This window comes from Cutibacterium sp. LaCa_286 (assembly GCF_057198075.1).
The window spans coordinates 105846-119279 of sequence record NZ_CP191091.1 but is presented as its reverse complement, the minus strand read 5'-3'; the positions used below and the strand labels follow the sequence as shown (position 1 = coordinate 119279).

The 13434-nt window shown below is 65.6% G+C and carries 9 protein-coding genes and 1 tRNA gene; 5 read left to right on the top strand and 5 right to left on the bottom strand.

Features of this window, described 5'->3' with window-relative positions:
• Window positions 1-177: 177 nt before the first annotated feature.
• From ACP8JZ_RS00460 to ACP8JZ_RS00445, 4 genes are all read right to left on the bottom strand, one after another.
• Window positions 178-1566 carry an O-antigen ligase family protein gene (locus ACP8JZ_RS00460; RefSeq protein WP_484482495.1) on the bottom strand — a complete coding sequence of 463 codons (1389 nt, stop codon included), beginning with the start codon at window positions 1564-1566 and terminating at the stop codon, window positions 178-180.
• A 116-nt stretch (window positions 1567-1682) separates the two neighbouring features.
• Entirely contained in the window at window positions 1683-2741 is a 1059-nt protein-coding gene (locus tag ACP8JZ_RS00455) for a glycosyltransferase family protein (protein ID WP_484482769.1), read from the bottom strand.
• A gap of 1656 nt (window positions 2742-4397) precedes the next feature.
• The gene (locus tag ACP8JZ_RS00450; RefSeq protein WP_484482494.1) at window positions 4398-6773 is read right to left on the bottom strand and encodes a transglycosylase domain-containing protein; all 2376 of its coding nucleotides are present in this window, start codon (window positions 6771-6773) and stop codon (window positions 4398-4400) included.
• Entirely contained in the window at window positions 6766-7185 is a 420-nt protein-coding gene (locus tag ACP8JZ_RS00445; RefSeq protein ID WP_036902920.1) for a DUF5318 family protein, read from the bottom strand. Before ACP8JZ_RS00445 ends, ACP8JZ_RS00450 begins: the two co-directional genes overlap by 8 nt.
• A gap of 106 nt (window positions 7186-7291) precedes the next feature.
• Here ACP8JZ_RS00445 and ACP8JZ_RS00440 point away from each other — a divergent pair, with 106 nt between their 5' ends.
• From ACP8JZ_RS00440 to ACP8JZ_RS00430, 3 genes are all read left to right on the top strand, one after another.
• A complete protein-coding gene (locus tag ACP8JZ_RS00440) occupies window positions 7292-8683 on the top strand; it encodes a M16 family metallopeptidase (RefSeq protein WP_484482493.1) in 1392 nt (463 codons plus the stop codon).
• Entirely contained in the window at window positions 8680-10098 is a 1419-nt protein-coding gene (locus ACP8JZ_RS00435) for a M16 family metallopeptidase (protein WP_484482492.1), read from the top strand. The genes ACP8JZ_RS00440 and ACP8JZ_RS00435 overlap by 4 nt, the downstream gene beginning before the upstream one ends.
• Before the next feature lie 101 nt (window positions 10099-10199).
• A tRNA-Ala gene (locus tag ACP8JZ_RS00430) sits at window positions 10200-10272 on the top strand.
• 219 nt (window positions 10273-10491) lie between these two features.
• On the opposite strand, the gene ACP8JZ_RS00425 is transcribed toward ACP8JZ_RS00430, so the two are convergent.
• The gene (locus ACP8JZ_RS00425) at window positions 10492-10830 is read right to left on the bottom strand and encodes an ArsR/SmtB family transcription factor (protein WP_316326890.1); all 339 of its coding nucleotides are present in this window, start codon (window positions 10828-10830) and stop codon (window positions 10492-10494) included.
• A gap of 118 nt (window positions 10831-10948) precedes the next feature.
• Here ACP8JZ_RS00425 and arsD point away from each other — a divergent pair, with 118 nt between their 5' ends.
• Together arsD and arsA are read left to right on the top strand one after the other, a co-directional pair.
• Window positions 10949-11395, top strand: coding sequence for an arsenite efflux transporter metallochaperone ArsD (gene arsD / locus ACP8JZ_RS00420; protein WP_484482491.1), 447 nt, complete (start codon window positions 10949-10951; stop codon window positions 11393-11395).
• A gap of 27 nt (window positions 11396-11422) precedes the next feature.
• Window positions 11423-13186, top strand: coding sequence for an arsenical pump-driving ATPase (gene arsA / locus ACP8JZ_RS00415; protein WP_484482490.1), 1764 nt, complete (start codon window positions 11423-11425; stop codon window positions 13184-13186).
• Window positions 13187-13434: the final 248 nt, after the last annotated feature.

Below are 13434 nucleotides of genomic sequence, written 5' to 3'. Positions count from 1 at the left end.
GGTGGCACCGAGATCGGCCCAGACTGTTCCGAGGCCCCAGTCCGTTCCGGGAGACCTCGAACAGCTCGAGCCGTTCATCGTCGTCCTCGTGCGGGCATGACAGCTGCTCTCGATTCGTCGGGTCACGACCACCAGCGAAACTCCGTGATGCCGAGACGATTCGGTCCAGCACCACACTCACGGTTGTCGATGGCTGGACGCCGACTGCGCAACGCCACCATCCTGGCCAGCACTGGTCCGCTCATCGGCGATCCCCGCGGCACGCAGGGCCACCACCCACCACCACATCGACACGGCGAAGCCCTTGACGAGGTAGGTGTCGACGGCCCATGCCAGTGTCGTCGCCGCCAGCACGATGACGGTCACCCCATGACGGTGTGAACCCAGACCACGACTCATGACGCTGCAGGCGGGGCGCCACAGGGCCACCACCATGACGAGCAGCACGACGAGCATGATGGCCCCCAGCTCCACCAGGACCTCCAGATACACCGAGTGGGCGGATATGAGGGCACGTCCGAACCGACTGTCCACCATCCCCGTGCCGGCAAACGGGTACAGCTTGGCCTCGATGGCATACCACGGAAACATGGTGCCGGACCCCACACCGATGAGCATCGACCTGGCCGAGGAGCTCACCGTCTGCCAGCCCACGGTCCAGGTGTCCATGCGTCGGGACGAGCTCAGACGGAGCATCCGCTGGAAGCACGACACCCTGAGGCAGACGGCGACCACGGCAATTCCGACACACAGCGCCGCTGCTGCCAGCCAACGCACCGCCATCTGACGTCGCAAGGAGACGACGAGCGCAAGGCAGGTCGCCACCAGCACGATGAGCGCAGCTCGCGAGCCAGTCAGAAGCATCATGAGTACCGACGCACCGCCACCTGCCCATGCCACCCGAGTACGCCAGGTGGGTCCTGGCACACCTCCGGCAGGGCCCGGTGCGTGTCCGGTGGTGTCTCGTGCGACGTCGACGAGCACCGCACCGGCCAGGGCGATCGGCACGTGGATGACGGCCGAGCCGCCCATGCCGCTGGCCAGTCGTATCGAACGGTGAATGGGCACCTGAACCGGCCAGTCGGCCAGTGCCCCCAGCAGAAGCCCCACAGCAGCAAGGGGAACGTAGCGGGCGCGTCCCTGCTGCCCGAGGGCAAGGAGGACGACGAGCACCGCAGCCATCGTCACCCATCCGGTGATCACCGGCATGACCTGGTAGACGCGTGGCACGACTCCCTGCTTGATGACAGCCTGTGGAGCGACGAGGCTGGAGACCAGCGCCCATGCCTCGATGAGGGTGAAGCCACCACACAGGATCCATCCCGTGCGGGTGAGAGCCCCTCCCCGAGGCGTCCCTGCCTGTCGACGCATCCTCACCTGCCGGTACGCGGCAGGGGCGGCGACGAGCAGTGCAGCGCCACAGACGAGGAGCTGGGCACTCACCATCCAGGGGCGGGTGATGCCGTGGCGCAGATCGACGAACTGGGCTCCGGTCATGAGCAGCACGAGGGACCACCCCAGGACGTGCTGCCACGTGGTGATGGATCGGCGGGCCGAAGACGTCATCGCGGACTGCGCAGATGTCTCGGCCCGGCTGGGGCTCACGGGCTGGTTCGCTGTACTCTGTCCCGGAACTGGCGGGCGATGCGGCCTGCCGGAGCGGGAGCCCGCGGTCTTTCTGCTCAACTCGCCCACGCCCCCGTGTACAGCAGCCATCCCCACCAACACATGACGCCGAGGTCAACCACGACGAGGACCATGACGACCCCCCGCCACAGCTTCACCAGAGCGTTGGCCTTGGATGGCACGGCAGCTGCCTCGGCCAACATGATCGCCGTGGGGAACCACAGCAGAACGGCCCGGTTAACGCTCATGTACCAGTGTCCGATGGAGAAGGCGATGATCTGGATGCCCACCCATGCGGCGGAGGCCCACCTGCGCCTGAGCAGGCAGTAGATCGTCGTCACCAGGCCAATGGCGACCGAGACGAGCTCGAAGCGGAAGATCATGGCCACCCTGGCGGCTCCCTCGTGGTACACCCCACGCCACATGTCGGTGTGTGTGGCGGGCAGAGTGTTGTGCAGGGTCTGCAACGGGGTGGTGAATCCGCGTCCCCAGCCCTTCTCCTGGGCCTGGTGCCAAGCTGTCCACGAGCCGGTGAGTTCATGCAGGAAGATGACGTAGCACACGAGCACGGCGGCGGGGATGATGAGGGTCGCCAATCGCGAGCACACCTGCTCGACGTCGATGCGACGCTTCGACCCGCGCCGTCGTGCCGGCTTCTCCCCGTCACCGACGACTGCCATGACGGCGAGCGCACCGACGAGGAACAGACCCGAGACCCGCATGGTGCATGCCACGGCTGCCAGGGCCGCCGCCTGCCACCACCGGTTCGAGCGGGCCCGCTCCCACGCCCAGAAGGCCGCCGCCACGAAGGGTGCCTCGGTGTAACCGATGGTGGTGAATGCCGCAGTGGGCGCTATGAGCCAGAGCATCGCCGGAACCGCACCGCCGATACGATACAGGGCTGCTGCTGCCAGCCCCGAGCAGACCAGGGCGACGACCACCCCGGTGATCTCCGGGGGCAGACCGATCCAGGAACCAGCGTGCATGATGGCGGGCAGACCCGGGAAGAACGCCATCTCCAGCGGATCGGCATAACCGTGCCGGGCGATGTTGACGAAGTGCTTGACGTCCCAGTTCCCCGTGGCCTGGACGAAGCTCAGGTCCTTGGCGGCCATGACGAGGACGAGGGTGAGCCCGAGCAGGATGCGGGTACCGATCCACGTTCGACGCGCCAGGACTGGATCGTCGGCCGGGGTGACGGGCTTGACGGTTGGGCTCACCGTGCTCCTCTCGAGGGTGGTGGACGATGCCTCGGCGGTGCTCAGTGCACCGATGACCGGTGCGTCCGGGGCGTGATCAAGCACTCCCCCGGTGGGATCATCACCGTAGCCCGCCCGTACGGAGTCGTTCCACGGGCGACGCATCTCGTCGACGACCGTCCAGGCGAACCACACCTGGGCAGCGACACGCACGATGATCGCCCCCCAGTAGACGGCGTCCACGGTGGATCCGGCAGGTTTGGTGGCGCCGGCCAGGTGTCCCCACACGACGAACTGGTAGAACACCTCGCCGGTCATGAGCACCCCCCAGTTGCGCCAGTCGGGGCAGGCCAGGGCGGCCAGGGGCACCAGGAGCAGCGAGTACTGCGGCGAGTACGACTTGTAGGCCACGAAGATGATGACGAGGGCGACGAGGGCCACCTGGGCCACTCGGGGCCGACGCGGAAGCCGCCAGACGAACCAGGTGAGCCACAGCAGGCCTGCGGCAGCAAGGACGCTGCTCAGCACGCCGACGTGCGCGATGGAGTCCTTGGTGGCGTCCTGGAAAATGAACCACAGGCTGCCCAGGCCCACCTGAGGCCCGAAGGTCGCGGCCAGGGTGGCCTCCCAAGTGGCCGGGGAGAGCGCAGCGGCAACACCGTGGCAGATGACCAGGACGCCCGCGGTTGGCCCCAGGTACCGCCCCAGCGACGCGAGCTTGCCCGCACGCAGGCACAGGACGATGACGGCGAGGACGACCACGGCGGTCTGCAGGCTGCCGGAGACCGCCAACCCGGCCAGCAGACCGGCGAGCATCGGACGTCTGGTGGCCCAGGCGAGCAACGAGAGGGTCATGAACCCCACCGGCACCAGGGTGAAGTCGACCATGCCGGCTGCGAGAACCAGCGGGCTGCAGGCGACGAGGAACACGTCCCAGCTACGTCGACGAGTCCGTGCTGCGACCTCGGTGACCACAGCAGCGGTGGGTGTCGTTGCGCTGGTGGCCGGTCGGGGCGATGGGATGTCGCTGCTGCGTCCGAGCAGCATGACACCCACGACCGTCGCAAGGAGACCGAGGAACAACAGCACACTTGACAGGGCCCAGTAGGCATTGGCGGCCTGGGTGACCTGCTGATCGGTGGCGGTCGGCCCCACCACCCAGCCAAGGTGGCCCACGAGCCAACGATTGACGGCCATGATGGCCACGGTGATCGGGGACTGGCGCACGGATCGCTCTGCCAGCAACGCGCCGCCCCTACCCATCCCCGAGGAGGTGAAGATCACCGGGATGTCGGAGTAGCACAGCCGCTGATACCGGTTGAACTGACCACTGGCACCGGTGTGTGCACAGGGTTGGTGGCGCAGGATCGTCAGTACCCAGGTGAGGATCGCCGCACCGATCGCCCACCGGGCCGGGTCGAAGAATTCACCTCGCGGATGGGCATGGCGTCCCACCGGGCCTCCGAGCCAGGTGTCCAGTCCCCACCGGGAGGGCAGGGAGCGATGCCACGCAGGAGCGACGGAGTGGTCACCGGTACTGGTGCTGTCTTGGGGCTGGGTCACGAGAGCAGACTAGCCTTCCTTGAGATCGTCGGGACCAACCTCGTGCGGCTGTGTCGTCGGTCCCACTGGGCGCGGCGTCGGTCCCACTGGGCGCGGCGTCGGTCTCACTGGCTGATGCGTGGGTCTGATGGGTCTGATTGTCGGTCTGTTCGGTCGTGGCCGCACCGAGGGGCGGCTCGGTCTGCTGGGCCGTACCGGGGTGTCGGGTGCCGACGTGCGCGTGGGTTGCACCGTCGGGCTCGCGATGGGCGAGTGTGTCGGAGGCGTGCTCTCGTGCTGGCCATTCTCGTGTTTCCGGGGAGTCGGCGTGGTGGTACCGGCAGTGGATCGGGGGTGCGGCGTGGCGGGGACGATGTGGTCGTCGATGTCCTCGCCGTGGTGCTTGCCCCACAGGTTCACGCCCTGCCTGCCGGCGAACCTCTCATGCTCCTCGCCCTTCATGGCCACCTCCATGACGGCCGCCCAGGTGCGTGCCGGGTACGTGCCACCGAAGAAAGTCGGGTTGTCCGGGGCATGGAACGGGTCGAGGTCGTCGGTACCGCCGTCACCCGCGACGAACATGACGGCAGTGGAGATCTGCTTGGTGTAGGCCACGAACCAGGCGGAGGTGATCTTGTCGCCGACGCCGTTGGTGCCGGTCTTGCCAGCCACCTGGTAACCGAGTCGGGACACTGCCGCACCGGTGCCCTGCTCGACCACGGAACGCAACGCATGGGTGGTGTCGCGGGCAATGTCTGGCTCGATGGCCTGGGCGCCCTTGGTCTTGTTCTCATACAGGGTGTTGCCCTGCGGCCCGACGACCTTGGCGACAAAGTGGGTGGGCATACGCACCCCGTCATTGGCAAGGGTGGCGTATCCGGCAGCCTGGTCCAGCGGACTCACCTCGGCGGTACCCAGGGCGATACGGTTGTTGAGGTCCCATCCGTCTCCCTTGGGCACCCCAGCGTCGTTGGCGGCCTTGATCACCTGGGCAGGGCCATTCTTCATGCGTGAGACGACGTCGACGAAGGCAGTGTTGATGGACTTCTCGGTCGCCGTCTGCAAGCTCACCGTGCCGTACTCGTGGTGGAACTCATTGCGCACCGGTTTCGAATCGCCCTTGGGGGTGAAGGTGTTGCCCCCCAGGGCGGACTGCAGGCTGAAACCATTGCGCAACGCGGCAATGACGGCGTAGGTCTTGATGCTGGAGGCTCCCGGACGGGCGGTCGTCGCCCAGTTGCGGGAGTTCCTGACGTAGTCGTCGCCGCCGTAGATTCCCAGGACACCGCCGGTCCTGGCATCGACCGAGGCGATGGCGGGGTGCAGTCTCGCCGGCCCGTCGTCACCAGCATTGTTGCCGGCGATCCTCTTGTACCTCTGCCCGGCGTCAACGGCCGCCTGCTGCACCTTGGGGTCCAAGGTGGTGGTGACCTTGAGACCGCCGCCAGCGATCTGGGACTCGGTGAACCCCTGGGCGACGAGTTCGTCCTGGACGAGCTTGAGGAGGTATCCCTTGGTTCCCTGCCAACGGTTGTTGACGGGCACGTCGGGGAAATCGGGCAATGCGTGCGAGGCAGCGTCGTGATCGTTCTGGCTGATCCTGCCCATCTCGAGCATGCCGTCCAGGACGTAGCGGTAGCGTCCGAGCAGACGCTCCCGTGCCGCCGGTCCATCGCTGGGATCGAAGAGGGTGGGATTGTTGAGCACGGCGGCGAGCACCGCGGCCTGCCTCAGGTCGAGATCCTTGGCATCGATGTTGAAGTATGCCTTGGCCGCCGCCTGGACGCCATAGGCGCCGCGCCCGAAGTAGATGGTGTTGAGGTAGCCGGCGAGGATGTCCTCCTTGGGCACCTTGCGGCCCATCTTGTCGGCCAGGACGAGTTCCTTGAGCTTGCGCTGCATGGTGCGTTCCTGGGACAGGTAGAGCACCTTGATGTACTGCTGGGTGATCGTCGATCCGCCCTGGACATCGCCACCCCTGAGCACGCTGAACGCAGCTCGAGACATACCTTTCACCGAGATCCCGGGGTCGCTCCAGAAGGTGCGGTTCTCGGCCGAGACGACTGCGTCCCTGAGGTTCTGGGGCATCTCGTCGTAGGTGATCGACTGACGATTCTGCACCGAGAAACTACCGATCTTCGATGCCGAGTCGTTGTAGTAGATGAACGACGTGTTCGACGAGAACCCCTTGTTGGGGTCGGGCAGCTCGGTGCGATGGTAGAACACCGCCCCGGCCGCGACGATGGCCATGACCATGACGAGAATGAGGATGAGCAGTCCCCGCAGCACTCGTCGTAGTGGACTGCGACGCCGCCTGCCACGAGTCGACGAGCGCGACGTCCTCGCGCGTCCCGACCTGGTCGAACCACGTCTCGAGCCACGTCGTGCGCGGGATCGTTCAGCCATAGATATCCTCCACGGTGGGTTGGTGACGAGGCGGCCGGCGTCGCCTGCCGTCACCCAGGACGTAGTGGGTCAGGACGTGGTTCCACCCACAGTCGGGGCACACCTCGACCTCGTAGACCCGAAACTCCCCGAATTCGTGTTCCATTTCCTCCAGCTCGGCAACCGTACGAATACGTCCGGAGAATTGTCCGAGCTGAGAACCAAATGTATACCGCAAAAGTACCAACTGGGGCGACTCGCACACTGGGCATGGTTCCTCACGGGGTTCCCCGTGGTGCAAGGCTGCACGTACCAGCATGGGGTCCGCGTCGCACTGGGTGGGGGCGTTGAGGTCCACCTGGGGGCTCCACAACTGCTCCAGGGCACGGCGACGCTGCAGAGCATGGGAAACTTCAAGTCGGCGCGTCTGCATGGCCCCCAGAGTACGGCGTCGTGCCAAGCAACTCGGCGCTGCACGAACCAGCCCTCCCTGGGCATCCAGCACTCCGCCAGCCCCCATCGCACCCGGATCAGCACCTATGCTCGGTGTCATGCCGAATCTGGACGCACTCGTCACCACCACCCTGGACAATGGCCTGGACGTCATCGTCGACTCGGATCTCACCCTGCCCGCAGTGGCGATCAACCTGTGGTACAACGTCGGATCCGCCGACGAACAACCTGGACGCGACGGTTTCGCCCACCTCTTCGAGCACCTCATGTTCTCCGGCACCACCAGTGGCATCGCCTCAGGTGAACATCTGGCAACGATCGAGGCGGTCGGCGGGTCGGCCAATGCCACGACGAGCTTCGATCGGACGAACTACTTCGAGCTGGTGCCACCCGGAGCGCTGGAGCTGGGTCTGTGGCTGGAGGCCGAGCGCATGGCGCACCTGGCCGTCACCGAGGAGAGCCTCACCACCCAGCGTGACGTCGTCAAGGAGGAGAAGCGGCAGCGCTACGACAACAGCCCCTACGGCGACCTGCTCGACGCCGTGTTGGCAAGCCAGTATGACGCCGACGAGCCCTACGGCCACTCCCCCATCGGATCGGAGCATGATCTGGACGCCGCCAGCCTGGACGACGTCGTCGCCTTCCACGACCGGTGGTACCGCCCGTCCAATGCCTCCCTGGTGATCAGTGGCTGTGTCGACGCCGAGGAGGCGTTGCGACTCGCCGAACGATACTTCGCCCCGGTGAGTGACACCGGGGCACCGGCTCCGCAGCATCGCCGGGGCGGGATCCATCTGGACAGTGCGCGACGCAACCGGACGATCGTGCGTGACGTACCGCGCACCTCGGTGGTGCTCACCTGGCCGGTGCCACCCGTTGCCAGCCCGGCAGCCGACACGACCCCGATGTCCGATCACACCTGCCCGACTGGCCCCACCCACACGGCCGATCCCACGGCGGTGGCCTGCGACATGGCCCTGTCGGTGTTGGCCGGGGGCATGTCGTCCCGGCTGGTGCGCCGGTTGGACCGGGAGTTGGGTCTGGTGGACGGTGTCTCGGCGAACAGCCTGGGGCTGTCCCGACAGCGCTCGACGGCGATCGTGGCGGCGCATCTGAAACCGGGGGTGAGCGTGGAGCGGTTCCGCCGCGAGCTCGACCCGCTGCTCACCGAGTTGGCCGCCCAGCCCCCGACGCCGCAGGAGATGGCTCGCTGCCGGGCCCAGGCGCAGCGAGACTGGTTGGAGAGTTGGGCCACCGCCGATACCCGGGCGGACGTACTCAACGCCGCACACCAGATCCTGGGCGACGCACGCCAGTGCCACGACGAGTTCGACCTGATGGCCGCCATGACGTGCGAACAGGTGGGCGAGGCAGCCGAGTTGCTGGATCCGAGCCAGGCTTCGATGGTCATCCACACCGCCGAGCAGACCGATTCGGTGACCGATGGAGCCAACGATGACGAGGAGGACGCCCGATGAGTCATGCCACACCGCCGAGCCAGACATCTCCGAAGGATCCTGCTCCACAGGTACAGCAGGCACCGCTGCGGCCGCGTCCGACGGTGACGACGGGATCGGCGTGGACCTTTCCCCACGTCGAGCGTCGGGAGCTCGGCAATGGTCTCACGGTGCTCACCGTGCCACTTCCCGGCCAGGAGGTCATGAGCGTCCAGCTCGCCCTGGACGTGCCGTTGGCCAGCGAGCCCACCGATCTGGAGGGGATCGGGGCCGTCACGGTGCGCACCGCCGACGAGGGCACGGCGCCCCATCCCGGCCACGAGTTCGCCGAGCAGATGGAGCAGATTGCCGCCAGCTACGGCGGCAGTGCGATGCAGACGTCAACCATGCTGAGCCTGGACGTGCCGGGTGAGCAGCTCCCGACGGGCATGGAGCTCTTCGCCGAGCTGCTCATCAGCACCGCACTGGACCCCGTTGACGTGGGCCGTCAGGTGGACGCGTCGGTGGCCCAACTGGCCCGCACCGCCCACAGTGGCCCGTCCCTGGCCCAACTGGCTGCCAACCGTCTGCTGTGGCCATGCTCCAGCAGACTGTCCCGAGCCTCAGCCGGGTCGATGAGCACCTTGGCCACCATCGACGCCGAGCGGGTGCGTGAGTTCTGGAACCAGATGTGGCGACCCGGCCGTGGTGTGCTCGTGGTGGCCGGTGACCATGCCGACGAGGTGGATCTGGACGTGTTGGAGCAGTGGACCGGCACCCCACGGGCCGAGTCGACGCGTGAGCTCACCACCACCGCCGCAGCACGCCGAGTGCTGCTCGTCGATCGTCCGGACGCCGTGCAGGCCGACGTACGCCTCCAGCTGGGCACCCCCGGACGTGACCACCGGCTGTGGCCTGCGCTCAAGGTGGCCGCAGCTGCCCTGGGCGGTACGTTCTCCTCGCGTCTGAACTCGGTGTTGCGTGAGGAGAAGGGTTGGTCGTACGGGGTCGGCATGTCGGTGCGGCCGATGAAGTGTGGTGCCATTGCCGCGGTGAGCGGGGCATTTCGTACCGAGGTGGCCGCCGAGGCCCTCGTGACGACGATGCAGATCCTCGACGCCGCCGGTGACCCGCTGGGCCGCACCGAGGTGGACCAGGCCCGTGACCATCTGGTCGGGGTGGCTCCCCTGCAGTACGACACCGCGGAGGCGGTCTCCGCCCAGCTCGCCGTGCTCCACCTGGCCGGGCTGGACAGCAGCTGGATCGACGAGCACTTCACCCTCCTGGCACGGGTGGGCCATGACTCGGCCAACGAGGCCTGGCAGCAACTGCTGGACGTCACGGCCTGGCAGATCGGCATCAGCGGCCAGGCGAGTGTTCTCGCCCCGCAGCTGCGCGAGGCTGGTTTCGAGGTCGAGGTGATCTCGCCCGACCGTCTGCTCGACCTGGCAGGCTGAGCCGTCACCGGAGGCCACCCGCTGGAGCGTCACCCCTGCAGGCGATCCAGCAGCCCCATTTCGCATCTGCGTCGTTGTGGCATAGAATGTCGAGGTCCATTGGGGCATTGGCGCAGTTGGTAGCGCGATTGCTTTGCAAGCAATAGGTCAGGGGTTCGAACCCCCTATGCTCCACAACCACAAGGCCCGAATCCTCGCCACTCTCGATGGTCCCGATTCGGGCCTTGTTGCCGTTCTGGAGCCCGGAGGGACGAGTGTTGATCTCGAGAGCCGGGAGCAGTCGGCTTCATCACCTTCCATCGATCAGACGGATGACGCAGGGGTGCTGGAGCCGTCCAGCTCCTGCCAACGCTCTTCACATGCACGAACACCGCTGACGGCGATCGGCACTTGTCACCGGAGGCCTCCCAAGAGGTTCGTGAGGGGCTGAATCCCCTCAGGTCGAAGGGTGAAGTGTGCCCAGCGTCCACGCATTTCACGGTTCACCAGACCAGCTTCCACAAGCTTCTTCAGATGATGCGACAGAGTGGGTTGCGTCACGCCGAAGACCTCGGACAGATTGCATGCGCACACACTCGAACACCGGCTCGCTGCGATGTGGTGGAAGATTCGCAGCCGCACCGGATCCGACAGTGCCTTGGCCACGAGTGCCACCTGCTCAGCGTGCCGGGGTGAGATCGTGGATCCGCCAGGTAGGCAGCCCCCCGCCTCCGACTGCGACTCAATTGGCATGGTCATGGGTGGATGATACCTCACATATTGACAGTCATCTATATTTTGCTACTCTCACCCATATAGACACCTGTCAATACGTTGGGTGTCGGATTCCTTTCTCGCGGAGGTTCTCATCATGCCAGTCATTCGCGTATTCGAGCCCGCACTGTGTTGCAACACGGGAGTGTGTGGGCCGCAGCTTGACCAGGAACTGGTGGATTTCACAGCCGCTGTCAGTGAACTCAAGACACGCGGTGTGGACATCGAACGAGCCAACTTGGCCAGTGAGCCGAGCCAGTTCGCCCACAACCCTGTGGTGGTCAATTTCCTGAGGACCGCTGGGTCGGAAGGCCTTCCACTGACGCTGGTCGACGATGTGACGGTCCTGACAGGACGTCATCCCCGACTGGAGGAACTCGAGCGCTATGCAGGTCTGACTGACACTTCACGTACGGAATGCTGCTCCTCGGACACGGCAACCCCCTCGTCCTGCTGTGGCTCACAAGCCATACTGCCTGTTCCTGCCGTCGGCGGATGCTGTGACTCCACCAATGCACCCTCCACCGAATCCGGCTGCTGCTGATCTCGTCGATGTCCACGGGAGATTGTGATGATGAAATTCCTTGCTGAGGCCCCACGGCACTTCTTCTTCACTGGCAAGGGCGGTGTGGGCAAGACAAGCATCGCATGTGCCACAGCTGTCCACCTGGCCCGACAAGGCAAGCGAGTTCTGCTGGTCAGCACCGATCCGGCAAGCAATGTCGCCCAGGTCTTCGGGGCAACGATCGGCAACCGAGTCACCCCCATCGAACAGGTGCCGGGACTGGCCGCCTTGGAAATCAACCCCGATGAGGCGGCAGAGGAATACCGAAACAAGATCCTCGACCCAGTTCGCGCCATTTTACCGGCCAAGGAGATCAAGGAGATCACCGAACAGCTGTCTGGCTCGTGCACCACCGAGATTGCATCGTTCAACGAGTTCACTGACCTCCTGGCCGATCCTGAGACGACTCGTGACTACGATCACATCATCTTCGACACCGCACCAACAGGCCACACCATTCGTCTGCTGCAGCTGCCAGGTAGTTGGACCAGTTATCTCGACGCTGGCAAAGGTGATGTCTCATGCCTGGGGCCGATGAGCGGACTGGAGAAGAACCGCGCCACCTATCGGGCCGCAATCCAGACCCTGACCGACACGGCGCAGACACGACTGGTCCTGGTCGCCCGAGCCCAGCAGTCGACGCTCAGCGAAGTGGCCCGTACCCTGGACGAGTTGGCCGAACTGGACATACACGCCACCAACCTGGTGGTCAATGGCCAGTTGCCATCCGCTGCTGCAACCGATGACTTCTCGCGCACCATCCATGCCCGCGAGCAGGCTGCCGTCGATGGCATGTCACCGACGCTGGCTGCGCTTCCGCGAGACACGATCGAGCTCAAGGCGACCAACATGATTGGCCCGGAAGCCCTCACGACGTTGTTCAACCAAGGAGCCGAGACTCCGACTGACGATGCCGCTGCGAGTCCGACTGGCGCCCCCGATGCAATTCCACCCCGACTCACCTGCCTGGTCGACGAACTAGCCCAGAAGGACCACGGCCTGGTCATGGCGATGGGCAAGGGTGGAGTCGGCAAGACCACTGTCGCTGCGGCGATTGCCATCGCACTGGTGCAGCGCGGCAAGAAGGTCCTGCTCACCACCACCGATCCCGCCGCCCACTTGACGACAACGCTCGGCAGCGATGTCCCCGGACTCGAAGTCAGCGCCATCGATCCCGCACAGGCCACCCAGGAGTACCGAGACCGTGTCATGGCTTCCAAGGGCACGAAGCTCAGCGATGCCGGACGCGCTGCCCTTGCCGAGGACCTGATGAGTCCCTGCACCGAGGAGATCGCCGTCTTCCAACAGTTCAGCCGCACTGTGGACAAGGCACACGACCAGTTCGTCGTCATGGACACTGCCCCCACCGGACACACTCTGCTGCTCATGGACGCCACCGGTGCCTATCATCGCGACATCACCCGACACCTCGATGAGACGCAGCACGAGCACGTCACGACTCCCCTCACCCAGCTGCAGGACCCAGACCACACCAAGATCGTGGTCGTCACCCTTCCGGAGACCACGCCGGTCACCGAGGCACGAGCTCTCGCCGCGGATCTCGAACGCGCCAACATTCGACCGTGGGCGTGGGTGATGAACAACTCTCTCGCCGCGGCCAGTCCCACCAGTCCGCTACTTGCCGTTCGGGCCCGCTCTGAGCAACAACAGTTGGAGCTCGTTTCGACCATCGCCACGCGCTGGGCGGTGATCCCCGCCCAAACTGACGAGCCCGTTGGAGCTGAGCAGCTTTCCGCGCTCTGCAGCTGACCAATCCCCTACTGCAGTCTGCCGGCGGAGCCACACAGATGGACGGCAGACTGCTCTCCACCATGGAGTCGGCCCGCCGGGCACGGGCGAGGCGGTTCAGCTTCGATGATGGACAGCGACGTCGGTGATCCGTGAGCAGAGTGTGAGCCGACACCGCTGGCACCAGAACCACTTTCACGGCGAGAAATAGCGTCACTGGCCGAACGGGGCGAGCCGGAGGGGTCGCAGCCACCCGTATGGATTCCGTG

Coding starts and splice junctions, on each gene's coding strand:
- ACP8JZ_RS00460 (WP_484482495.1), bottom strand. CDS start 1,566: ATGACGTCTTCGGCCCGCCGATCCATCACCACGTGGCAGCACGTCCTG.
- ACP8JZ_RS00455 (WP_484482769.1), bottom strand. CDS start 2,741: ATGGCCGCCAAGGACCTGAGCTTCGTCCAGGCCACGGGGAACTGGGAC.
- ACP8JZ_RS00450 (WP_484482494.1), bottom strand. CDS start 6,773: ATGGCTGAACGATCCCGCGCACGACGTGGCTCGAGACGTGGTTCGACC.
- ACP8JZ_RS00445 (WP_036902920.1), bottom strand. CDS start 7,185: ATGCAGACGCGCCGACTTGAAGTTTCCCATGCTCTGCAGCGTCGCCGT.
- ACP8JZ_RS00440 (WP_484482493.1), top strand. CDS start 7,292: ATGCTCGGTGTCATGCCGAATCTGGACGCACTCGTCACCACCACCCTG.
- ACP8JZ_RS00435 (WP_484482492.1), top strand. CDS start 8,680: ATGAGTCATGCCACACCGCCGAGCCAGACATCTCCGAAGGATCCTGCT.
- ACP8JZ_RS00425 (WP_316326890.1), bottom strand. CDS start 10,830: ATGCCAATTGAGTCGCAGTCGGAGGCGGGGGGCTGCCTACCTGGCGGA.
- arsD (WP_484482491.1), top strand. CDS start 10,949: ATGCCAGTCATTCGCGTATTCGAGCCCGCACTGTGTTGCAACACGGGA.
- arsA (WP_484482490.1), top strand. CDS start 11,423: ATGATGAAATTCCTTGCTGAGGCCCCACGGCACTTCTTCTTCACTGGC.